A 21,517-nucleotide genomic window follows, 5' to 3' on the forward strand; every position below is an offset into this window, starting at 1 on the left:
GGGGGTATGAAGTCACCGCACGCGGCTCCAACAGCGACGCAGATCCGGCCCAAGAAGCGCTACTCCCCGTCCGAGGGCTACCGGACGGCGGTGCTGGCCGCGCGCAGCCTGCCGGACTTCCGCCGCGGCAAGGAGGAGCTGGGGCTGCCCTTCATCGAGCGGATCATGCTGGCGGTCACCGAGGTCAACGGCTGCCCCGTCTGCTCGTACGGGCACACGAAGATGGCGCTGGACGCCGGGCTGCCCGCCGACGAGATCCGCCTGATGCTGGCCGGGGACATCGCCGAGGCACCGGCCGACGAGCTCACGGCGATCATGTTCGCCCAGCACTACGCCGACACCAAGGGATACCCGGCCGCCGACGCCTGGCGGGCCGTGGCCGACGCCTATGGCGAGGAACGGGCACGGGGCATCCTCGGGGCGATCCGGATGATCATGCTCGGGAACGCGTACGGCATCGCCCTGTCGGGCCTCCAGGCACGCAAGCGCGGCGAGAAGCTGGCCGGCAGTTCCACGTCCGCCGACCTCACCATGGTCGCGATGTTCGTCCTGCAACTCCCGGCGGTCGCCCTGCACGCGCTGGTCGCGAACCTGACGAACCGCCCCCTCCTGCCGCGGGACTGATACCGGCCCGAGCGTCAGGTCCGGGCATCAGGTCCGGGCAAGCCCGTCCAGCAGCGCCACGGCCTCGGCGACGTAGAGGTCGTGGTCGAAGTCGGGGTCGAGGGTGCGCTGGGTGAGCAACCCCATGGCCTGGCCGACGGTCACGCGGGCGATGGTCTCGGCGCGTCCGGTGTCGAGCCCCTGCTCGGCGAGCCACGTCCGGACCATGCCGAACAGGCCGCGCCGCAGGTCCAGCACCTGTTCCCGCAGCAGGGACCGCAGCTCGTCGTCCGTGGTGGAGGCGGCCCACAGCTGGACGATGAGCGCCGGCTGGAACTCGCCGGACGCGACGGTGCCCACGATCAGGCGGAAGACCTCCCCCGGCGACAGGGTCTGGCCGGCGTGGGCGGCGGTCAGCTCACGCAGCGGCGTCACCAGCGCCTGGGTGGCGACGGCGAGGACGATGTCGTCCTTGCTGTCGAAATGGTGGTAGATGCTGCCCGCCGAGGCACCTGAGGAGTCACGGATCTTGGCCATCGACGCGGCATGGACGCCCTGGGTCCGGAACAGCTCGGCAGCTGCGGCCAGGATCGCGTCACGTTTGTTGGCAGGCACGGTGGTCACCCTCTCACATCATCAACTACACTATGTCGTACTAGAACGATCGTTCGGTTTGATTGTGGGGGCGTGATGGGTGCAGTGGCGCTGGGTCTCGACATCGGCTCCACGACGGTGAAGGCCGTCGTCCTGGACGGCGAGGAGGTCGTCTTCTCCGACTACCGTCGCCACAACGCCGACGTCCGACGCGAGGTCCGCAACCTGCTCGCCGACATCGACCGGGCCTTCCCGTCCCGCCCGGTGGTGACCGCCGTCACCGGCTCCGGCGGCCTCCAGGTCGCCGAGATGCTCAAGGTGTCGTTCGTCCAGGAGGTCGTCGCGGCCACCGAGGCCATCGAGCGCCGCCACCCCGAGGCGGACGTCGTCATCGAGCTCGGCGGCGAGGACGCCAAGATCACCTACCTCAAGCCGACCCCCGAGCAACGGATGAACGGTACCTGCGCCGGCGGCACGGGCGCCTTCATCGACCAGATGGCCTCGCTGCTCCACACGGACGCCACGGGCCTCAACGAGCTGGCGGCGCAGTACGAGACCCTCCACCCCATCGCGTCCCGCTGTGGGGTCTTCGCCAAGACGGACGTCCAGCCGCTGCTCAACCAGGGCGCCAACCACGCCGACATCGCGGCGTCCGTCTTCCAGGCGGTGGCGACGCAGACCATCGCCGGTCTGGCGTGCGGCCGCCCGATCAAGGGCAACGTCGTGTTCCTCGGCGGGCCGCTGCACTTCCTGCCCGAGCTGCGCCAGGCGTACCGGCGCGCGCTGGAGCACCAGGTGACCTCGTTCACCACCCCCGAGAACGCCCAGCTGTACGTGGCGCTCGGTGCGGCCATGCTCGCGAGCGGACGCGACGTGTTCGCCTCCCAGCTCGTGGACGCGCTCGACAGCCGCGCGGACGCCGGTGGCCAGGTCAGCAAGGCGATGCGTCCCCTCTTCGCCGACGACGCGGAGCGGGCGATCTTCGACTCCCGGCATGCCCGCGCGACGATTCCCCAGGGCGACCTCAACCAGGCGACGGGCCCCCTGTTCCTCGGCATCGACGCCGGGTCCACGACCATCAAGGCGGTCGTCCTCACCGAGGACGGCCGAATCGTCTTCTCCCACTACGCCTCCAACCAGGGCGACCCCATGCCGGCCGCCGTCAGCATCCTGCGACGCGTCCGGGAGGCCCTGCCCCCGGGCTCCCACCTCGCACGCTCCTGCGTGACCGGCTACGGCGAGGGCCTGATCCAGGCCGCGTTGCGCGTGGACGACGGTGAGATCGAGACCATGGCCCACTACCGCGCGGCCGAGCACATCGCCCCCGGCGTGACCAGCGTCATCGACATCGGCGGCCAGGACATGAAGTACCTCAAGATCAAGAACGGCGTCGTCGACTCGATCTCCGTCAACGAGGCGTGCTCGTCCGGCTGCGGCAGCTTCCTGCAGACGTTCGCCGAGACCATGGGCACCGACGTCCGCTCGTTCGCGCGGGCCGCGCTGCAGTCGGACGCCCCGGTCGACCTCGGCTCGCGCTGCACGGTCTTCATGAACTCCTCGGTGAAGCAGGCCCAGAAGGAGGGCTCGGGAGTCGGGGACATCTCCGCCGGGCTGTCCTACTCCGTCGTCCGCAACGCCCTCTACAAGGTGATCAAGCTCCGTTCGGCGGACCAGCTCGGCGACAAGGTGGTCGTCCAGGGCGGGACGTTCCTGAACGACGCGGTCCTGCGCGCGTTCGAGCTGCTGACCGGACGCGAGGTCGTCCGCCCCGACATCGCCGGGCTGATGGGCGCGTACGGCGCCGCCCTGACCGCACAGCGCAACTGGACGCCGGGCGAGTCGTCGTCGCTGCTGGAACTCGACGAGCTCGAGGGCTTCACCGTCACCACCGACCGCCGCACCTGTCAGTTCTGCCAGAACCACTGCGGCCTGACCATCTCGACGTTCCCGGACGGCACCCGCCACGTCAGCGGCAACCGCTGCGACCGGGGCGCGTCGGAGGAGGCCAAGCCCCAGAAGTCCGAGGTCCCCAACCTGTACGACTTCAAGTACAAGAGGATGTTCAGCTACCGCCGGCTCACCGACGCCAAGGCGCACCGCGGCGCGATCGGCATCCCGCGCGTGCTGAACATGTACGAGAACTACCCGCTGTGGTTCACGATCCTGACCTCCCTGGGGTTCAAGGTCATGCTGTCCGGGCGCTCCAACCACGACCTGTTCGAGGCCGGGATGGAGTCCATCGCGTCCGAGAACGTCTGCTACCCCGCCAAGCTGGCCCACGGCCACATTGAATGGCTCCTCGACAAGGGCGTCACCACGATCTTCTACCCCTGCGTCAGCTACGAGCAGCGGCTCGTCGAGGGCTCCGACAACCACTTCAACTGCCCGGTCGTGGCGTTCTACCCGCAGGTCGTGGAGAAGAACATGGACCGCCTCCGTGAGCCCGGCGTCCGCTACCTCGACCCGTTCATCAACCTGGCCAACCCCGAGAAGCTGGCCGAGCGCCTGGTCGAGATCTTCGAGTGGGCGGGTGTCGGACTCGAGGAGGCACAGGAGGCCGTCCGTCTCGGCTACGCCGAGCAGGACCAGGTGCGCGCGGACATCGCCGCGGAGGGCGAGCGGGCGCTGGCGTACATGGCCGAGCACGACATGAAGGGCATCGTGCTCGCGGGGCGTCCGTACCACGTGGATCCCGAGGTCAACCATGGCATCCCCGAGATGATCACGACGCTCGGCATGGTCGTGCTGAGCGAGGACGCCGTCCCCCAGGGCGCGCTGCGCCCCCGCGGCGACGAGAAGCTGCGCGTCATGGACCAGTGGAGCTACCACTCGCGGCTCTACGAGGCCGCCGCCCACGTCCGCACCCAGCCCGACCTGCAGCTGGTGCAGCTCAACTCGTTCGGGTGCGGCCTGGACGCCGTGACCACCGACCAGGTCCAGGAGATCCTGGAGGCGGCCGACGACGTCTACACGGTGCTCAAGATCGACGAGGTCTCCAACCTCGGCGCGGCACGCATCCGGCTGCGGTCCCTCAGGGCCGCGACCGCCGAGCGGCGGCGGTCGGCGACCGTCGTCACCTACGACCGGGACGCCGTGGGCGACCGCTTCCCCGTGTTCGGCAAGCAGGAACGCAAGACCCACACGATGTACGGCCCGCAGATGGCGCCGATCCACTTCCGGCTGATCATCCCGGTGCTGCGGCGAGCCGGCTACGACGTGAAACTGCTCGAGCACGCCTCGCGCCAGGACGTCGAGGTGGGCCTGCAGTACGTGAACAACGACGTCTGCTACCCGGCGATCATGGTCATCGGCCAGCTCATCAACGCCTTCATCGACGGAGGCGCCGACCCGGACTCCTCCTCGGTGGTGATCACCCAGACCGGCGGCATGTGCCGGGCAACCAACTACGCGGGCATGCTCCGCAAGGGGCTCAGGGACGCCGGGTTCGCCCAGGTGCCCGTGCTCGCGATCTCCGCGCAGGGGTTGGAGGAGTCGCCGGGGTTCAAGCTCACGCCGGGGCTGATCCACCGCGCCGCCCAGGCCATCGTGATCGGCGACGTGTTGCAGACCGTGCTGTTGCGGACGCGTCCCTACGAAGCCGTGCCCGGTTCTGCCGAGGCGCTGTACCGACGCTGGGACGCCATCGCGTCGGAGTACTTCGCGTCGGGTTGGTCGAGCACCCTGGGCCGCCGCGTCGGGTACGGCTGGCTGATCGACCACATCGTCGCCGAGTTCGACGCCCTGGAACTGCGGGACGAGCCGCGGCGCCCGCGGGTGGGCCTGGTCGGCGAGATCCTGGTGAAGTTCCAGCCGGACGCCAACAACGACGCCGTCCGGGTCATCGAGTCCGAGGGCTGCGAGGCCGCCCTGCCCGGGCTGCTCGAGTTCTTCATGATGAACATGAACTCCGCGCAGTGGCGCCTCGACAACCTCGGCATGGGTTCCAAGCGGAGCGTGCGCCTGCAGCAGGGCATCGTCTGGGTCATCGAGCAGTACCAGCGTCCGGCCGTGAAGGCACTGGCCCGCTCCGGGAAGTTCTCGGTGCCGCACCCCATCGGAGAGTTGGCCAAGCGTGCCGAATCGATCATCTCCCTCGGCACCACCGCCGGCGAGGGCTGGCTCCTGGTCGCGGAGATGATGGAACTCATCGAGGACGGCTGCCCGAACATCATCGTCGCCCAGCCGTTCGCGTGCTTGCCGAACCACGTGGTTGGCAAGGGAGTCTTCCGCGAACTGCGGCGGTTCTACCCGCAGGCGAATGTCGTGTCCATCGACTACGACCCGGGCGCCTCCGAGGTGAACCAGCTCAACCGCATCAAGCTGATGGTCGCGACGGCCCACAAGAACGCCGGCAAGATCAAGCCCGAGGTCGTGGGTCCGAGGGCGCTGTCCATCACGCCCGTTCGGGCATCGGCGAGTGCGTGATCGCTGGGCTGCTCTGACGTACCGCCATCTGGACCACATGACGCCCCGGGCCACCGGAGGCGAATCGCCCTGACAAGGTGTGATGCCGCGGGTAGGCATCGTGATGAGGACCTGATGTGGTCCAGATGGCGCTACGCCCCGAGGTCATGGAGGGCTGCCCTCAGCGAATGCTCCGCTTTGCCCGTGCGCAACCTCCGGCGACCTTCAAGGAGGGGGTCGGGATGGCCCAGGTCGGTAAGCCGGAGCAACCGGCCGGCCGACCGCCCGAAGCCCGACCCTCAGGGCACCATCGCGGCCCGGATGCGGCCGATCATCGCGATCCGCTCCGGTACGGACGCCGTGGGCGGCACCTGGATCTTCACCCCGTGGTAGGCCTCGCGGCCCCCGGCCGCGGCGATGCACTCCGCCACCCGGGCCGGGGTCATCAGGGACGCCGGCTCGTCGGTCGAGAGCGGCAGGTGGACGTCGGCCCACGCAGCGCCGTACGCCGTGGGCTCCGGACCCGCGCCGGAGAACATCACACCAGCCAGGAGCCCTGCCTCCGCCGCAGCAGCCACCTGCTCGCGGGCGCTGGCCGCGTCGTGCGTCTCCAGGACCGACCGCCCCCAATTGATGGTGACCCGGCCCCCCGTCTCGGCGACGACCCGAAGCTCGTCCTCCAGTGCCAGGAACCGCTTCTCGCCAGGGCCCACGCCGCCGGCGGCGTCACAGTGCTCGACGACCATCCCGACCCCGGCGGCCTCGAAGGTCGGCGCGAGCTCGGTCAGCGACCGAGCGAACGCCGTGGCGTCCGCCCCGTCTGTCGGCGCCGAGTGGAGTTCCACCCACCGCACGACCCGCGCGTCGGCGTCCGCGTGCAAGCGCTCGATCGCGTCCAGGGCCTCGCGCACGTACGCCAGCGCCGCGGCCCGTCCGGACTCATCACCCGAAGCCAGGCCGAAGGTCGGGTCGGCGGCAAGGCGGCCCATCGTCCCGGGGATCAGGGTCACGACCGAGTCACCGAACCGGGCGACCTGCCGCGCGAACCACGCCGGGTCGGGATCCAGGGACCCGCGGAACGGGATCTCCAGGCCCGTCACCCACGACGGCAGAAAAGCGTAGAACCGCTCCTGCCCCGGCCGGTCGGCGGGAATCCCCGCGTAGGCCCCCACCACGAACGGAATCGTCACAGCCACTCCCCCTCGACCATCACACGCTCGACCGACCAGTCATGCCCGAACACGACCGCGTCCGCCCGCGCTCCGGGGACGAACTCGCCGACCCCGTCCAGCCCCAGGTAGCGGGCCGGGTTGCGCGTGGCGGCCTGCAGGGCCACCGCGGGGGCGACACCGGCCTCGATCGCCAGCCGGACACCCCGCGAGAGCACCAGGGTCGACCCCGCGATCGTTTCGGTTCCGGCGATGCGGGCCACGCCGTCGACCACGTCGACGTCGAGGTCGCCCAGCACGTAGGCGCCGTCGGCGCAGCCGGTCGCGGCCATGGCGTCCGTCACGAGGACGACGCGGTCGGACGCCCGCATGACCCACGCGGCCAGCTCGGGCCGCAGGTGGACGCCGTCGACGATGAGCTCGCACCAGACTCGGTCGTCCTCCAAAAGGGCCAGGACCGGCCCGGGGGTTCGGTGGTGGAGGCCGGGCATGGCGTTGAAGAGGTGGGTCGCCCCGGAGACGCCCGCGTCGATGGCCTCGCGCGCCTGCTCGTAGGTGCAGTCGGAATGGCCCAGCGCCGCCACGACGCCACGCTCGGCCAGGAGGCGGACGGCGTCCAGCGCGCCCGGCTTCTCGACGGCGAGCGTGACCATGCGGACGGTGCCGCCTCCGGCGTCCAGGAGCCGCTCGACGTCGGACGCCAACGGGTCGCGCAGCTTGTCGGCGGGGTGTGCCCCCTTGTAGCGCTCGGCCAGCCAGGGACCCTCGAGGTGGATCCCGGCCAGCGAGCCGTCCCGCACGCGCTCGGCCAGGTATCGCACCTGGCGCTCGAGCTCGTCGAGTGACTGGGTCACCGTCGAGGCCACCATCGTCGTCGTGCCGTGGACGCGGTGGGTCGCGAGCACGGCGTCCGGGTCGTCGGTGAAAGCGAAGCCGCCGCCCCCGTGGCAGTGCACGTCGACGAGTCCGGGCGCGAGGGTGACGTCGCCGAGGTCGACGACGTCGGTGTCACGAGCCCTCGGCGCTCGGAACCCGAGCCCTCGGCGCTCGGAACCGGAGCCCTCGGCAGCCGGAACCGGAGCCCTCGGCGCATCCTGGGGCCCCGCCTGTCCGACCGACCCGACCGACCCGACCGACCCGACCGGCCCGACCTCCCGGACCTCGACCACGCGGTCGCCGTCGAGGACCAGCTCGCCGGGGGTGAGCATCTCGGTCCCGGTGAAGACCCGGGCTGCGCGAAGGGTGAGCATCAGTCCTGCCCGAACCCTTGCCAGCTGGGCTTGTTGGCGTACGCCCAGCGGTAGTACTCGTGGTTGACCAGCTTGGACGCCGCGGCCTCGTCCACGACGATGGTCGCGTACTGGTGCGCCTGCAGGATCGATCCGGGACAACTCGCCGTGATGGGGCCCTCGACCATCGCGGCGATGGCGTCCGCCTTGCCCTCGCCCTGCGCGACGAGGACGACCTCGTCGGCGTCCATGATCGTGCCGAGCCCCTGGGTGAGGCAGTGCAGGGGCACCTGGTCGGGGGAGTCGAAGAAGCGGGCGTTGTCCTCGCGGGTCTCCGGGGTCAGGGTTTTGATGCGCGTGCGCGAGGCCAGCGACGACGACGGCTCGTTGAAGCCGATGTGCCCGTTGCTCCCGATCCCCAGGATCTGGATGTCGATGCCACCCGCCTCGGCGATCGCCAACTCGTAGTCGACGCAGGCCTCCTCGATGTCCTCGGCGCCGCCGTCCGGCACGCGGACGAGGGCGGGGTCGAGCCCGAGCGGCTCGGTCACCGTCCGTCGGATCACCTCGGCGTACGACTCGGGGTGGCCCGCGGGCAGCCCGACGTACTCGTCGAGGGCGAAGGCGCGCGCCTCGGACAGGTCGACCTTGCCCTCACGCACGAGGACGCCCAGGTCGCGGTACAGCGCCAACGGCGACGAACCGGTCGCGACGCCGAGCACGACGGACGGCCCGACCCGCGAGCACACCTGCGCGACGGTCTCGGCTGCGATGCGGGCGACTTCGTCACCGTCGGGGCAGATGATGATCTCCATGGACTTCCTCCTTGTGGGATGGGGTCAGGGGTCAGGACGCCCACGCCGTGAGCAGGCGCACGATGGGCTCGTAGTGGGCACGCACGGCGTCCTGGTACTCGGCGAGGTCGCCGGCGAGGGCCGCGTCGAGCATCCGCTCGTGCGCTTTGGCAGTGGCGTCCAACTCGCTCTGGGGGGCCGCGCCCAGCGAGGGACCGACCGTCATGTGGATGTCCCAGAACGCCGCCACGAGCTGACCGTACAGCCGGTTGCCGAGGCGCTCGGCCAGCCGCAGGTGGAAGAGACGGTCCTCCTCGGGGAACTCCTCGTGCCGCGCGGCCTTCGCCTTCATCTGGTCCACGCACTCGCGGAGGTCGTCCGCGTCACCCTGGGCGAGCCGCTCCACGACCTGCCGGGCGAGGCTCATGTCCAGTCCGGTCCGGACCTCGACGATCTCCCTGAGGACGGCGTTGCCGTCGCCGGGCATCAGGACTCCGCGGAAGACCATGCCCTCCACGAGCGGCCGGAGGGAGAGATTGCCCACGAACGTGCCCGTCCCATGGCGCACCTCGAGGATGTCGAGGGCGACCAGGGTGCGGACGGCCTCGCGGACGTTGGAGCGCGAGACTCCCAGCTCCTCGACGAGCTCCGCCTCGGTCGGCATCGGGTCACCCGGGTGGAGCCCCCTGGCCAGGATCAGGTCTTTGATGCCCTGCGCCGTGGCGCTCGTTCCGTCACGATAACGATCCGGCTTCATGGTTGCTCCCTTGCGTTGGTCCATGCCTATAATGACACAACGTCAGACATCCGACGTCTGACATCTTAGGAGACTTCAATGGAGAACCTTCCGGCCACCACGCGTCGTGGATTCCTGCGACTGGTCGGCGCCATGGGCGCCGCGGCGACCCTGAGCGGCACGCTCGCCGCGTGCTCCTCCAGCCCCGCGCAGACCGCTGCCCCGAGTGCGGCCGCGACGACCGCCGCGGGTGGCGGCGCCGCCACCGGCAAGATCGTCGCCGCCATCAGCTACCAGCTGGGCACCAACGGGTACGACCCGATGACCACGACCTCCGCCCTCACCCAGGCCGCCAACTGGCACACCATGGAGGGCCTGACCGAACTCCACCCGGCCACGCGCGAGGTCTACGCCGCCCTCGGCGCCGACCTGCCCAAGAAGGTCGACGACACCACCTACGAGGTCACGCTGCGCAGCGGCGCCGTGTTCCACGACGGCACCCCGGTCACCACCGACGACGTGGTGTTCTCCTTCACCCGCGTGCAGGACCCCGCCAACAAGAGCCTCTTCAACTCCTTCATCCCCTTCCTCGACAAGGTGGAGAAGAAGGACGACAAGACCGTGACCGTGAAGCTGAAGTACCCCTTCTCGCTGGTCGCCGAGCGCCTGTCCGTCGTGAAGATCGTCCCGAAGGCCGCGGTCGAGAAGGACGCCAAGGCCTTCGACCTCAACCCGGTCGGCACCGGCCCCTACAAGATGACCGACAACGGCGCGGCGTCGCAGAAGCTCGTCTTCGAGGCCTTCGACGGCTACACCGGCAAGTACCCCGCCCGTGCGAAGACCATGGAGTGGCAGGTCATCCCCGACGACTCCACCCGCACCAACGCGCTGTCGTCCGGTTCAGTCCAGGCGATCGACTCGGTGCCGGCGGCCAACCTGGCGGCCCTGGCGTCCACGAAGTCGGTCGCGGCCCAGCAGGGCTTCGGCCTGCTGTTCGCCATGTTCAACTGCGGCACGGGCCCGATGGCTGACGTGAGGAACCGCCAGGGTGTCATGGCCGCGCTCGACTACGACAAGATCTGCAAGGTGGGCATGTCCGACCTGGCCACCCCGGCGACGTCCTTCCTGCAGAAGGAACACCCCTCCTACAAGGCGGCGAAGACCCAGTACGTCGGCCAGGCCGCCCGCGCCAAGGAGCTGTTCGCCCAGACCGGCCTCAAGGAGGTCCGCCTGCTCGCGTCCAACCACGGCTGGTTCGCCGCCGTGCGCCCGATGATCAAGGAATCCCTCGAAGCGGCCGGCCTGACCGTCAACTACGAGGAGAAGCAGTCCTCCGACGTCTACGGCACGATCGACGGCAAGCCCGAGGCGTACGACATCGTCATCGCCCCCGGCGACCCCTCGGTGTTCGGTGACGACGCCGACCTCCTGCTGCGCTGGTGGTACGCGGGTGACACCTGGACCGAGTCGCGCATGCACTGGAAGGGCCAGGAGTCCTACACGAAGGTCCAGGAGCTGCTGAAGACGGCGTCCACCTCGACCGGTGACGCCCAGAAGTCGGCGTGGAACGAAGTCTTCGACTTGGTCGCGGAGAACGTGCCGCTGTACCCGATCTTCCACCGCAAGTCGCCGACCGCGTTCGACGCCAAGACCCTGGTCGACTTCAAGCCGATCGCGGTCACCGGCCTGTCGTTCGTGGGCGTCGGTACCACGAAGTGACCCGACGGGGGCGCCGCCCAACCGGGCGGCGCCCCCTCCGCTAGGAGCGTTCCGTAGTGTCCAACCTGTTCCGCCTCCTGGGGAGGCGCCTCCTCACGCTGCCCATCATGGTGTTGGGCGTGACGATTCTCGTGTTCTTCGTCATGTCGCTGTCCACCGCCGACCCGGCCCGCCTCGCCCTGGGTGAGTCCGCGTCCGCCGACGCGCTCGACGCCTACCGCGAGGCCAACGGCCTCAACGACCCCGTCTGGACCCGTTTCGGCCGTTACCTCGCGAGCCTGGCCCAGCTGGACCTCGGGCGCTCCTTCACCGGCGTCAAGATCAGCGACATGGTCGCGGAGAGCTTCCCGATCACGCTGCAGCTCACCTTCATCGGCCTGCTGCTCGCGGTCGTGGTGTCGCTGGTCCTCGGCGTCGTGGCCGCCCTCTACCGCGACGAGTGGCCCGACCAGGCCATCCGCCTCCTGTCGATCGCCGGCCTCGCCACCCCGTCCTTCTGGTTGGCGCTGCTGCTCATCCAGGGGTTCGGCAACGTCCCCGGCGGTACCGGCACCTTCCCCGCCCTCGTCAACGACTGGGTCCACTTCACCCAGGACCCCGGGGCCTACCTGAACCAGATCGCGCTGCCCGCCATCTCGCTGGCCGTCCCGGTCGCGGGTTCGCTCACGCGCGTCGTCCGCACCGCCATGGTCGAGGAGCTGGACAGGGACTACGTCCGCACCGCCATCGGCGCCGGCATCCCCAAGAGCGTCGTCGTGGGCCGCAACGTGCTGCGCAACGCCCTCATCACGCCGCTCACCGTCCTCGGCCTGCGCGTCGGCTACCTCATGGGTGGCGCCGTGGTCATCGAGATGATCTTCAACATCAAGGGCATGGGCCAGCTGATCTTCCAGGGCATCACCCGCAACGACGTCAACATCGTGATGGGCGTGACGATCACCGTCGCGATCGCCTTCATCGTCATCAACCTCGTGGTCGACCTGCTCTACGTCCTGGTCAACCCCCGGATCAGGAGCATCTGATGCTGTCGTCCGAATCGCGCAAGAAGCTGCAGCAGCCCGGCCTGAGGTTCCAGGGCCTGCGCTCCCTTCCCGTGAGCTCGAAGATCGCCGTCTCCGTGCTCACACTCATGGCCCTGGTCGCGATCCTCGCGCCCCTGGTCGCGCCCTACTCCCCCCACGCGACGAGCCTCGTCCCGGCTGACATGGTCGTGATGAAGGAGGTCGAGATCGCCGGCGTCGGCAAGACGATGATCCCCGACAACTCCGTGCCCCCGAACTCGATGTTCTGGTTCGGCACCGACGACGGCGGGCGAGACATCTTCTCCCGCGTCGTGTTCGGCGCACGCATCTCCCTCATCGTCGGCCTCGCCGCCACCGGGCTCGCCCTCGCGCTCGCCGCCGTCCTCGGTTCCATCGCCGCCACCGCCCGTCGGTGGGTGTCCGAGCTGCTCATGCGCGTGCTCGACATCATCATGAGCTTCCCCGGCATTGCGCTGGCGGCGGTGCTGGTCCTCGCGCTGTCGTCCTACCTGCCGATCCTGCCCGTGGTGATCATCGCCATCGCGCTGCTGTACGTGCCGCAGCTGACACGCGTCGTCCGCGCCAACGTGCTCAGCCAGTTCGGCGAGGACTACGTGGCGGCCTCCCAGGTCATGGGCGCGCGCACGTGGTGGATCCTGCTGAAGCACGTCGCCCGCAACTGCATCGCGCCGATCCTCGTGTTCGCGACGGTCCTGGTCGCCGATGCGATCGTGTTCGAGGCGTCCCTGTCGTTCATCGGCACGGGCATCACGTCGGTCAACACGGCCACGTGGGGCAACATGCTGAGCGAGGGCAAGACGCTCCTGCTGTCGGGCCACTGGTGGACGACCTTCTTCCCCGGCCTGTTCATCCTCATCACCACCCTCAGCCTCAACGTGCTGTCCGAAGGCCTGACCGACTCGCTGGCGTCCCCGAAGATCAAGCGGCGCGTCAACGTGGAGGCCGACGAGGCGTCGCTGACCGGCGCGGGCACCGCCGCCGGCATCGCCGCCGCGCACACCGCCCAGGCCGCGAGCCTCGAACAGCGCCTGACCGCGCTCCGTGCGGCCGAGCTGGCCCGCAACGACCGCCTCATCCTGTCGGACGCCGGCGCCGCGGCCGAGCCGCTGCTCGAGGTCAAGGACCTGTCGATCCGGTTCCCCAACGCCCACGGCGACGTCGAGATCGTCGACCACGTGTCGTTCTCGGTGCGTCCCGGCGAGACGATGGGCCTGGTCGGCGAATCCGGCTGCGGCAAGTCGATCACCTCCATGGCGATCATGGGCCTGCTGCCCGACACCGCTGTCCTGAGTGGCCAGATCCTGTTCAACGGGGTCGACCTGCTGAAGCTCAGCGCCAAGGAGCACAACGCGCTCCGCGGCCACGAGATCGCGATGATCTACCAGGACGCCCTGAGCTCGCTCAACCCGTCCATGCTGATCAAGGCGCAGTTCAAGCAGCTGACGTCCCGCGGCGGACAGCGCTCGGCCGAGGAGCTCCTGGAGCTCGTGGGCCTCGACCCCGTCCGCACCCTGGCGTCCTACCCGCACGAGTTGTCGGGTGGCCAGCGCCAGCGCGTCCTGATCGCCATGGCGCTGACCCGCAACCCGAAGTTGGTCATCGCCGACGAGCCGACCACGGCCCTGGACGTGACCGTGCAGAAGCAGGTCGTCGACCTGCTGAACGAACTGCGCACGAAGCTCGGCTTCGCCATGGTGTTCGTCTCACACGACCTCGCGCTGGTGGCGTCCGTCGCCCACCGGATCACCGTGATGTACGCGGGCCAGGTCGTCGAGAGCGGCCCGACCCTGGACATCCTCACCGACCCCCGCCACGAGTACACGCGCGGCCTGCTGGGCGCGGTGCTGTCGATCGAGTCGGGCTCCGGACGCCTGCACCAGGTGCCGGGAGTCGTGCCCAGCCCGCGGGAGTTCGTGGCCGGCGACCGGTTCGCCCCCCGCTCGTCGCACCCGACCATCGGCCTGGACGTCCGGCCCGCCCTGGTCACCGTGCCCGACACGCAGCACAGCTACGCCGCCCATCCCGAACTGGAGGCCGCCTCGTGAGCGACAACATCCCCCTGCCCCAGGACCGCCTGCCCGGCGAACGCGAGCTCGAGGAGCGCGCGGACGCCGTCGCGGAGGTCGAGGAGATCCGCCGGGAGGCCGCCGGCCCGGAGCCGACCCCGGTTGCCCCGGCTGCCCCGACACCTCCGCCCCCACCCGGCGCCGCCACCCCGACGCTCGAGCTGCGCGGCGTCCACGTGATCCACAAGACACGCACGGGCGGGCTCTTCAAGCCCGGCACCGTGCACGCCGTCAACGACGTGGACTTCCAGGTCTCCCGGGGTGAGACCGTCGGCATCGTCGGCGAGTCGGGCTGCGGCAAGTCGACCCTGGCCCGCGTCCTCGTCGGGCTCCAGCGGCCGACCCGGGGCGAGGTGCTCTTCCGCGGACGCCCGATCGGCTACGACGCGGACTCCCGGCGCCAGTTGGGCCGGGCCGTGTCGGTGGTCTTCCAGGACCCCGCTACGGCGCTGAACCCGCGCATGATCGTGCGCGAGCAGCTCCTCGACCCGCTGAAGGTGCACGGCATCGGGACCGAGGCCGAGCGCGAGGAGCGCGTCGAACGCCTGCTCGGCCTGGTCGGGCTCCCCCAGTCGGCGCTCGACGTGCTGCCCCGCCAGATCTCGGGCGGCCAGCGCCAACGCGTCGCCATCGCCCGCGCGCTCGCCCTGGAGCCCGACATCATCGTCGCCGACGAACCCACCTCCGCCCTCGACGTCTCGGTCCGTGCCCAGGTGCTCAACCTGCTCACGGACCTCAAGGACGAGCTGGGCCTCGGCATGGTCTTCATCAGCCACGACATCTCCACCGTGCGCTACGTCTCCGACCGGATGGCCGTCATGTTCGCCGGCCAGATCGTCGAGACCGGACCCGCCGACCAGCTCTTCAACCACCCGTCCCACCCGTACACGCGCACCCTGCTGGGTGCCGTCCCGTCCCTTCTGTGAGGCCCACCATGTCCATCCTCCGCGGCATCATCCCCCCCGTCCTGACCCCCTTCCACCCGGACGGCTCCCTCGACCTGGAGTCCCTGGACCACCTCGTCGAGCACCTCGTGGGCGCCGGCGTCCACGGCCTGTTCGTCCTGGGCAGCTCGGGCCAGGTCGCCTACCTGACGGACGCCCAACGCGACACCGTCGTCGAGCGCGTCATCGCCACCGCCGCCGGACGGGTGCCCGTGCTCGTCGGGACGCCGGACCTCACCGCGCACCGCGTCCTCGACCAGGCCCGCCGGGCGCAGGCGCTCGGGGCGTCCGCCGTCGTGGTCACTGCGCCCCTGTACGCCCTGAACAACGCCGCCGAGATCGCCGACCACTTCCGGATCGTCGCCACCGGCCTGGACATCCCCGTCATCGCCTACGACGTGCCCGTGCGCGGCCCGGCCAAGCTCGGCCGCGACATGCTCGTGCAGCTCGGGCGCGAGGGCGTCATCGCCGGCGTCAAGGACTCCTCCGGCGACGACGTCGGCTTCCGCCGCCTCGTGGACGCCAACCGCGCGGCCGGGTCGCCCCTGTCGGTCTCCACCGGCCACGAGGTCATGGTGGACGGCATGTTCCTGCTGGGCGCCGAAGGGGCCGTCCCGGGCCTGGCCAACGTCGACCCCGCCGGCTACGTGCGCCTGTTCGACGCCGCCCAGCGCGGCGACTGGGAGGCCGCCCGCACCGAGCAGGACCGCATCAACCGCCTGTTCGAGATCGCGTTCGTGCCTCGGGGCCGCTCCGGGGACGCCGGGGGCATCGGGGCCTTCAAGGTCGCGGCCGCTGCCCTGGGCATCATCGCGTCGCCCACGATGCCGGCCCCGATCGAAGCCCTGGACGACGAGGAGGTCGCCGGCATCACCGCGATCGTGCGCGAGGTCGGCCTGCTGCGATGACGCCCCTCGCGCTCGCCGTCGACCTCGGCGGCACCAAGATCGCGGCGACCGCCGTCGACACCACCGGGGCGCTCGTGCTGCCCAAGGTGAAGGTGCCGACGCCCGCCCACGAGGGAGCCGACGCGATCCTCGACGGGATCGCGCTGGCGATCGACTCGTGCCGCGAGCAGGTCGACCACGCCCCGGTGTCCGCCATCGGGATCGGTGCCGCAGGGGCGATCGACGTCGGGCGCGGGGTCGTCGTCTCGGCGACCGACACGATCTCCGACTGGCGCGGGACCGACGTCGTCGCGGGCCTGCGGGCCCGGCTGCCATGGGCGTCCGACCTGCCGATCCACGTGCAGAACGACGTGGACGCCCACGCCGTCGGCGAGAGCTGGCGGGGTGCGGGGGCCGGCGCGTCCTCGATGCTGATGCTGGCGGTCGGCACCGGCATCGGTGCCGCGTTCTGCCGCGATGGAGAAGTGATGCGTGGGGCGCATCACATGGCCGGCGAAGTCGGCAACCTCATGGTCGACGTGGTCGACGGGGTGGCGGACGCCGGCCGGCACCCGTTCGAGCACGTGGCCGCCGGACCCGCGATCCTGCGCACCTACCGCGCCCTCGGCGGCACCGCCGGGGCGGCGCGCGGCCAGGACGTGATGAAGCTGGCCCTCACGGGGGACGAACTCGCGGAGCGAGTGGTCAGCACCCTCGGTCGCCGCGTGGGTCGCGTGCTGGCGTGGCTGACCCTGGTCCTCGACCCCGCCGTGATCGTGCTCGGCGGCGGCGTCCCGACCTCGGGGTCGCCGTGGTGGTCGAGCATGGAGGATGAACTGCGCGCCGGCCTCCCCGAGACCCTGAGGCACGTCCCGGTGCGGCGCGCCACCCAACGCAACAACGCCGCGCTCCTGGGCGCGGCACGCGACGCCTTCCGCCTGGCGGGCGTTCCGACGGCGGACAAGGAGTGACATGGACCTGCTGGAGTCGATGAAGGGCGGACTGGTCGTCTCGTGCCAGGCCTACCCGGGTGAGCCGATGCTGGACCCGAACACCATGGCCCAAGTCGCGCAGGCCGCGGTGGCCGGCGGGGCCGTTGCGATCCGCGGCAAGGGCCTCGACGACCTCCGCGCGATGCGCCCAGTCGTGGACGTGCCGATCATCGGGCTCGTGAAGGTCGGGGATGCCGGGGTCTACATCACCCCGACCCTCGCCGATTGCCTCGCGGTCGCCGAGACGGGCGTCGAGGTCGTGGCCCTGGACGGCACCCGTCGCCCCCGCCCGGACGGGTTGACGCTCGCCGAGACGGTCGCCGGACTGCGCGAGCAGTACCCGGACGTCCTTGTCATGGCCGACTGCGGCTCGCTGGGGGACGCCGAGGCCGCCTTGGAGGCCGGGGTGGACATCCTCGGGACGACCCTGGCCGGCTACTCGGGCGAACGCCCCAAGACCGAGGGTCCGGACTGGGAGGTCGTCGACAAGGTGGTCGAACTGGCCCGCCGGGCCGAGGCCCACTCCGAGGCCCACAGGCCGGTGCCCGTGATCGTCGAGGGCCGCGTGCACTCCCCCGCCCAGGCCGCCGAGGCGATCCGCCGCGGCGCGTGGGCGGTCTGCGTCGGCACGGCCATCACGCACCCCACCACCATCACGCGCTGGTTCGCGGACGCCGTCGCGGGCGCCTGAGCCAGCACTGACCCAGCACCCATCCAACACAGAGTGAACTTGTGCCCCGACTGTGGGGCACTGGTTCACCCTGTCCCAACCGGACCCTTGGAGGCCTCGACGTGGAGATGACGACCCTGGCCCGATCGGGCGACCCGTTCGCCGGTTCGGCCTTCGCCGCGCCCGTCTACCGGATCCCCGCGCTGGCCGTGACGAGGACCGGCCGAGTGCTCGCCGCGTTCGACGTCCGTCTGGACTGGCGCGACCTGCCCGGCGACTTCGACATCGCGCTGCGGCACTCGGACGACGACGGCCGCACCTGGTCGGACGCCCGCGTCCTGCGTCGGCACACCCCCGGCCACGGCTTCGGGGACGCCGCGTTCGTCGTCGACCCCGCCTCCGGACGGGTCTTCTGCTGGTACGTCGGATCGACCGGACGGTCCTTCTTCTCGGCCGAGGCCGGCCCCGGCGGGGAGGGACTTGAACTCTGGCTGTCCACCTCCGACGACGACGGCCTGACGTGGACCCACCGCGAAATGACCCACCTCAAGCCGGATGACGTGACGGGCATGTTCGCCTCCTCGGGCAACGGCTCGGTGACCGCCGAGGGCCGCCTGCTGCAGCCCTTCGTCCTGCGGACGCCGGCCGGGGAGCACTTCGCCGCGGTCGCCCACTCCGACGACGGCGGCGCCGCCTGGACGCTCGGCGAGCGCGTCGGCCCCGACTGCGACGAGAACAAGGTGCTCGGACTCCCCGACGGCTCGGTGCTGCTGCACGCGCGGTCCACCCCGCGGCGTCGGGCCGCCCGGTCGACCGACGGCGGAGCCACGTTCACCGTCCCCACCCCGGACGCCGCCCTCGTCGACCCCGCGTGCAACGGCGGCCTCGCATTGCTGGACGCCGACGGCGGACCCGTCGTCGTGGCGTCGACGTGCGACGATCCGCGCCAGCGGACGCGCTTGGTGGTGCGCACCTCGGCCGACCTGGGGCACACCTGGTCGCAGGCACTCCTCGTCGACCCGGGGGCCTCGGCCTACTCGGTGTGCGTGCCGCTGCTCGACGGGTGCCTCGGTCTGGCCTGGGAGGCCGGCGACTACGACGAGATCGTGTTTGCTCGGCTCACCCCGGCCGAGCTCGGGCTCGCCGGGACATCGCCCTCCCTCACCCCGCGCGCCGGACGCCCGGGTGCGGCGAAGCCGCCCGAGGTGGCCGGCTGACGCGGAGGGCTCAGAGGGCCGCGAAGGCCCGGACCCCTCAGAGGGCCGCGAAGGCCCGGACGCCCCACGTGCGCAGGACACCCGCCAGGACCACGGCCAGGAGGGCGAAGGCGATGGTGGGCACCGCCATGGCGACGAGGACCCCGGCCACGGGCGCGAGGACCACGGTTCCGAGCGCGAGGACCGCAACCACCCCCATGCTCCCGAATGTCGACACGAGGGCGGCAGGTCCCTGCTTGATGACCGCCGTCTCACTGGGGGCGTCCAGACGCGCCCAGCGCAGACCGGCGAGGAGCCCCACCTCGGCCATCACGACCGCGGCGGCCGCCGGGAGGGCCCCCACGAGCAGGGTGAACAGCGGGTCGAGCCCGAGGCGGGCGCCCACGACGAGCGTCGCCATCGCCAGCGGCACCAGGGTGAGGGCGAGAGCGAAGACCAGCTTGGCCGCGAGGATCGTGGCGACCGGCACGGGCGCGGACCGGAGGATCCAGAGCCGGTTGCCCTCCAAGGACACGCTGGCGGGCGTCGTCGATCCGACGGTGCCCATGAAGGTCAGCACCAGGGCGACGAGCAGGGCCAGCGGCAGGCCCGCCGCCTTCGCGCCTTCGAGCCACGACGCCGGGAGTCCGACGGCCGCCACCCAACCGGCCGCGAGGAGCATCAGCGCCGGGCCGATGCCGCAGTTGATCAGGTAGACCGAGGAGGCCACGAAGCGTTGCCCCTCCCGGCGCAGAAGTGCCACGAACGGCGTCCGGACGGCCTGCCGGCCCAGGTCGACCTGTCGCGCCACCCCGCGGCGCACCGCCAGCGCGCTGGTGATCGGGACGAAGTTGCGGCCACCACCCACGTGACCAGCACGAACGGCACGACACTCACGGCGGCGAGCAGGGCCAGCGAGGTCGGCGAGCCATCGACGGCGGCGTCCCTCAGCCAGGTGAAGGGTGCGCCCCACGTGGCCAGCAGGTGCCGGATGCCGGCGGCGTCCGTCGTCAGGCGTTGGGCGAGCGCGGACTGCCCGACCAGCGCCACCACCATGACGGCGAGGACCAGGACCAGCCCGCCGAGGTTGGCCGCGACGCGGCGGCGCCCGGTGCGGAGCAGCACCACGGCGGTCCCGATCAGGAGCGCCAGCGTCGTGGCGAGCAGCGAGAGCAGCACCGCGCCCACCAGGAGCACCGGCCAGAACCAGGGCGCGACCGGCACACGCCAGGCGTACGCCGCACCCGCCGACACCACCATGACCAGCATGACCAGCGCGTTCTCCACGAACACCGCCGCCTGCTTGGCCAACGCGAGGGTGAGCCGCGGGACGGGCAGGCTCAGCAGGAACTCCGTGTCGCGGCCGCCGTAGATGAACCCGGCCACCCCCTGCCCGCCGAGCGCCATCGCGGCCAGCACGGCCAGGGCGGGCATCATCACCAGCACGAGGTCGGCATGCTCCCCGAGCATGGAGACCAGCGCGAACGAGTAGCTGAGCCCGATGTAGGCCGCGAGCAGGGCGATGAGGGCGAGCAGCGGAGCGATCCGGCGGACCTTCCGGTTCGAGCCCGACATCGTGGCCAGGATCCCGCGCAGTTGCACGCGCGCGATCGCATTGAACTGGGTCATCGCGTCGCCCCGGCCACGGGTGAGTCGGCGGCCAGTTCGAGGAAGACGTCCTCGAGCGAGGAGTCGCCGATGACGGACGCCGTGGGTCCGGCCACCACGAGGCGGCCGCGCTTGATGATGACCACGTCGTCGCAGAGCGCCTGGGCGACCTCGAGGACGTGAGTTGAGAACAGGACCGCGCCGCCGCCGTCGCAGAGCGCGCGGAGGTGGCCCTTGAGCGTGTGCGCAGCGAGGGGGTCGAGCCCCACGAACGGCTCGTCGAGCATGAGGAGCTTCGGTTCGCGGATCAGCGCGCTGATGAGGGCCAGCTTCTGCTTCATCCCGTGGCTGTAGGACCCGACGGCGCCGCCGAGGTCGGCCGTCAGGCCGTAGGCGTCGGCGTACCGCGTGATGAGGTCGCCGCGCCGCGACCCCGGGATGCCGTGGATGTCGGCGATGAACCCGAGGAACTCGATGCCGGACATGAACTCGTACAGGTCGGGGTTGTCGGGCAGGAAGGCCGCTGCCCTCTTGGCGGCCACGGCGTCCGTGCGGATGTCGTGGCCCGCCACCGTGATGCTCCCGTCGGTGAAGTCGAGGATGCCCGCGGCCGCGCGCAGCGTCGTGGTCTTGCCGGCGCCGTTGTGGCCGATGAACCCGACGATGCGACCGGGCCGGACGCCGAACGACAGGTCGTCGACGGCGACCTTGTCGCCGAAGCGGCGCGTGAAGTGCTGGATCTCGAGCATGGAGCCCTCCCTGAGACGATGGGTTCAGTGTACGACCATGTACCTTGCGGCGCAAGCATCTAGGTTGGGCCAGTTCCACCTGTCACCAGAGCCCCTGCTCGGCTCGCTAGGCTC

General features: G+C 70.8%; 18 protein-coding genes. 10 read left to right on the forward strand and 8 right to left on the reverse strand.

All coding sequences use genetic code 11. The features are described 5' to 3' along the window. The first annotated feature begins 6 nt into the window (after positions 1–6). Positions 7–624 carry a carboxymuconolactone decarboxylase family protein gene (locus AC5YDV_RS13250; protein WP_496183841.1) on the forward strand — a complete coding sequence of 206 codons (618 nt, stop codon included), beginning with the start codon at positions 7–9 and terminating at the stop codon, positions 622–624. Positions 625–651: 27 nt separating this feature from the next. On the opposite strand, the gene AC5YDV_RS13255 is transcribed toward AC5YDV_RS13250, so the two are convergent. Next, positions 652–1,218: a TetR/AcrR family transcriptional regulator gene (locus tag AC5YDV_RS13255; protein WP_496183840.1), complete on the reverse strand. Its 567-nt coding sequence runs from the start codon at positions 1,216–1,218 to the stop codon at positions 652–654. Between the two features lie 75 nt (positions 1,219–1,293). Here AC5YDV_RS13255 and AC5YDV_RS13260 point away from each other — a divergent pair, with 75 nt between their 5' ends. Beyond that, a complete protein-coding gene (locus tag AC5YDV_RS13260) occupies positions 1,294–5,622 on the forward strand; it encodes an acyl-CoA dehydratase activase-related protein (protein ID WP_496183864.1) in 4,329 nt (1,442 codons plus the stop codon). Between the two features lie 278 nt (positions 5,623–5,900). Here the strand turns inward: AC5YDV_RS13260 and AC5YDV_RS13265 are convergent, their stop codons facing one another. From AC5YDV_RS13265 to AC5YDV_RS13280, 4 genes are read right to left on the reverse strand one after another with little or no spacing between them, the layout of a single operon-like run. Beyond that, positions 5,901–6,791, reverse strand: a complete 891-nt coding sequence (locus AC5YDV_RS13265) for a DUF4862 family protein (RefSeq protein WP_496183839.1) — start codon at positions 6,789–6,791, stop codon at positions 5,901–5,903. Beyond that, complete coding sequence (gene nagA, locus AC5YDV_RS13270; protein ID WP_496183838.1) at positions 6,788–8,020, reverse strand: N-acetylglucosamine-6-phosphate deacetylase; 1,233 nt, start codon at positions 8,018–8,020, stop codon at positions 6,788–6,790. The genes AC5YDV_RS13265 and nagA overlap by 4 nt, the downstream gene beginning before the upstream one ends. Then, complete coding sequence (gene nagB / locus AC5YDV_RS13275) at positions 8,020–8,814, reverse strand: glucosamine-6-phosphate deaminase (RefSeq protein WP_496183837.1); 795 nt, start codon at positions 8,812–8,814, stop codon at positions 8,020–8,022. Before nagB ends, nagA begins: the two co-directional genes overlap by 1 nt. Before the next feature lie 31 nt (positions 8,815–8,845). Beyond that, complete coding sequence (locus AC5YDV_RS13280) at positions 8,846–9,550, reverse strand: FadR/GntR family transcriptional regulator (RefSeq protein WP_496183836.1); 705 nt, start codon at positions 9,548–9,550, stop codon at positions 8,846–8,848. 78 nt (positions 9,551–9,628) lie between these two features. Between AC5YDV_RS13280 and AC5YDV_RS13285 the strand changes: the two genes are divergently transcribed. The 8 genes from AC5YDV_RS13285 to AC5YDV_RS13320 all read left to right on the forward strand — a co-directional run bounded on the left by AC5YDV_RS13285 (position 9,629) and on the right by AC5YDV_RS13320 (position 19,067). Then, positions 9,629–11,248, forward strand: coding sequence for an ABC transporter substrate-binding protein (locus AC5YDV_RS13285; RefSeq protein WP_496183835.1), 1,620 nt, complete (start codon positions 9,629–9,631; stop codon positions 11,246–11,248). A 56-nt stretch (positions 11,249–11,304) separates the two neighbouring features. Beyond that, positions 11,305–12,270 (forward strand): ABC transporter permease, encoded by a 966-nt coding sequence (locus tag AC5YDV_RS13290; RefSeq protein WP_496183834.1) that lies wholly within the window; start codon positions 11,305–11,307, stop codon positions 12,268–12,270. After that, entirely contained in the window at positions 12,270–14,336 is a 2,067-nt protein-coding gene (locus AC5YDV_RS13295) for a dipeptide/oligopeptide/nickel ABC transporter permease/ATP-binding protein (protein ID WP_496183833.1), read from the forward strand. Before AC5YDV_RS13290 ends, AC5YDV_RS13295 begins: the two co-directional genes overlap by 1 nt. Beyond that, positions 14,333–15,283 carry an ATP-binding cassette domain-containing protein gene (locus AC5YDV_RS13300; protein ID WP_496183832.1) on the forward strand — a complete coding sequence of 317 codons (951 nt, stop codon included), beginning with the start codon at positions 14,333–14,335 and terminating at the stop codon, positions 15,281–15,283. The genes AC5YDV_RS13295 and AC5YDV_RS13300 overlap by 4 nt, the downstream gene beginning before the upstream one ends. 8 nt (positions 15,284–15,291) lie before the next feature. After that, the gene (locus tag AC5YDV_RS13305; RefSeq protein ID WP_496183831.1) at positions 15,292–16,209 is read left to right on the forward strand and encodes a dihydrodipicolinate synthase family protein; all 918 of its coding nucleotides are present in this window, start codon (positions 15,292–15,294) and stop codon (positions 16,207–16,209) included. Then, positions 16,206–17,159, forward strand: a complete 954-nt coding sequence (locus tag AC5YDV_RS13310) for an ROK family protein (RefSeq protein ID WP_496183830.1) — start codon at positions 16,206–16,208, stop codon at positions 17,157–17,159. Before AC5YDV_RS13305 ends, AC5YDV_RS13310 begins: the two co-directional genes overlap by 4 nt. A 1-nt stretch (position 17,160) precedes the next feature. Then, the gene (locus AC5YDV_RS13315; RefSeq protein WP_496183829.1) at positions 17,161–17,871 is read left to right on the forward strand and encodes an N-acetylmannosamine-6-phosphate 2-epimerase; all 711 of its coding nucleotides are present in this window, start codon (positions 17,161–17,163) and stop codon (positions 17,869–17,871) included. Positions 17,872–17,978: 107 nt separating this feature from the next. Continuing rightward, positions 17,979–19,067 carry a sialidase family protein gene (locus tag AC5YDV_RS13320; protein WP_496183863.1) on the forward strand — a complete coding sequence of 363 codons (1,089 nt, stop codon included), beginning with the start codon at positions 17,979–17,981 and terminating at the stop codon, positions 19,065–19,067. Between the two features lie 37 nt (positions 19,068–19,104). On the opposite strand, the gene AC5YDV_RS13325 is transcribed toward AC5YDV_RS13320, so the two are convergent. From AC5YDV_RS13325 to AC5YDV_RS13335, 3 genes are read right to left on the reverse strand one after another with little or no spacing between them, the layout of a single operon-like run. After that, entirely contained in the window at positions 19,105–19,776 is a 672-nt protein-coding gene (locus tag AC5YDV_RS13325; protein ID WP_496183828.1) for a hypothetical protein, read from the reverse strand. Beyond that, positions 19,755–20,675, reverse strand: coding sequence for a hypothetical protein (locus tag AC5YDV_RS13330; RefSeq protein WP_496183827.1), 921 nt, complete (start codon positions 20,673–20,675; stop codon positions 19,755–19,757). The genes AC5YDV_RS13325 and AC5YDV_RS13330 overlap by 22 nt, the downstream gene beginning before the upstream one ends. Then, complete coding sequence (locus tag AC5YDV_RS13335) at positions 20,672–21,403, reverse strand: ABC transporter ATP-binding protein (RefSeq protein WP_496183826.1); 732 nt, start codon at positions 21,401–21,403, stop codon at positions 20,672–20,674. The genes AC5YDV_RS13330 and AC5YDV_RS13335 overlap by 4 nt, the downstream gene beginning before the upstream one ends. Positions 21,404–21,517: the final 114 nt, after the last annotated feature.

The sequence above is a fragment of the Propioniciclava sp. LT432 genome, from assembly GCF_059515965.1.

Coding starts and splice junctions, on each gene's coding strand:
- AC5YDV_RS13320 (WP_496183863.1), top strand. CDS start 17,979: ATGACGACCCTGGCCCGATCGGGCGACCCGTTCGCCGGTTCGGCCTTC.
- AC5YDV_RS13335 (WP_496183826.1), bottom strand. CDS start 21,403: ATGCTCGAGATCCAGCACTTCACGCGCCGCTTCGGCGACAAGGTCGCC.
- AC5YDV_RS13315 (WP_496183829.1), top strand. CDS start 17,161: ATGGACCTGCTGGAGTCGATGAAGGGCGGACTGGTCGTCTCGTGCCAG.
- nagB (WP_496183837.1), bottom strand. CDS start 8,814: ATGGAGATCATCATCTGCCCCGACGGTGACGAAGTCGCCCGCATCGCA.
- AC5YDV_RS13310 (WP_496183830.1), top strand. CDS start 16,206: ATGACGCCCCTCGCGCTCGCCGTCGACCTCGGCGGCACCAAGATCGCG.
- AC5YDV_RS13285 (WP_496183835.1), top strand. CDS start 9,629: ATGGAGAACCTTCCGGCCACCACGCGTCGTGGATTCCTGCGACTGGTC.
- AC5YDV_RS13280 (WP_496183836.1), bottom strand. CDS start 9,550: ATGAAGCCGGATCGTTATCGTGACGGAACGAGCGCCACGGCGCAGGGC.
- AC5YDV_RS13295 (WP_496183833.1), top strand. CDS start 12,270: ATGCTGTCGTCCGAATCGCGCAAGAAGCTGCAGCAGCCCGGCCTGAGG.
- AC5YDV_RS13250 (WP_496183841.1), top strand. CDS start 7: ATGAAGTCACCGCACGCGGCTCCAACAGCGACGCAGATCCGGCCCAAG.
- AC5YDV_RS13330 (WP_496183827.1), bottom strand. CDS start 20,675: ATGACCCAGTTCAATGCGATCGCGCGCGTGCAACTGCGCGGGATCCTG.
- AC5YDV_RS13305 (WP_496183831.1), top strand. CDS start 15,292: ATGTCCATCCTCCGCGGCATCATCCCCCCCGTCCTGACCCCCTTCCAC.
- AC5YDV_RS13260 (WP_496183864.1), top strand. CDS start 1,294: ATGGGTGCAGTGGCGCTGGGTCTCGACATCGGCTCCACGACGGTGAAG.
- nagA (WP_496183838.1), bottom strand. CDS start 8,020: ATGCTCACCCTTCGCGCAGCCCGGGTCTTCACCGGGACCGAGATGCTC.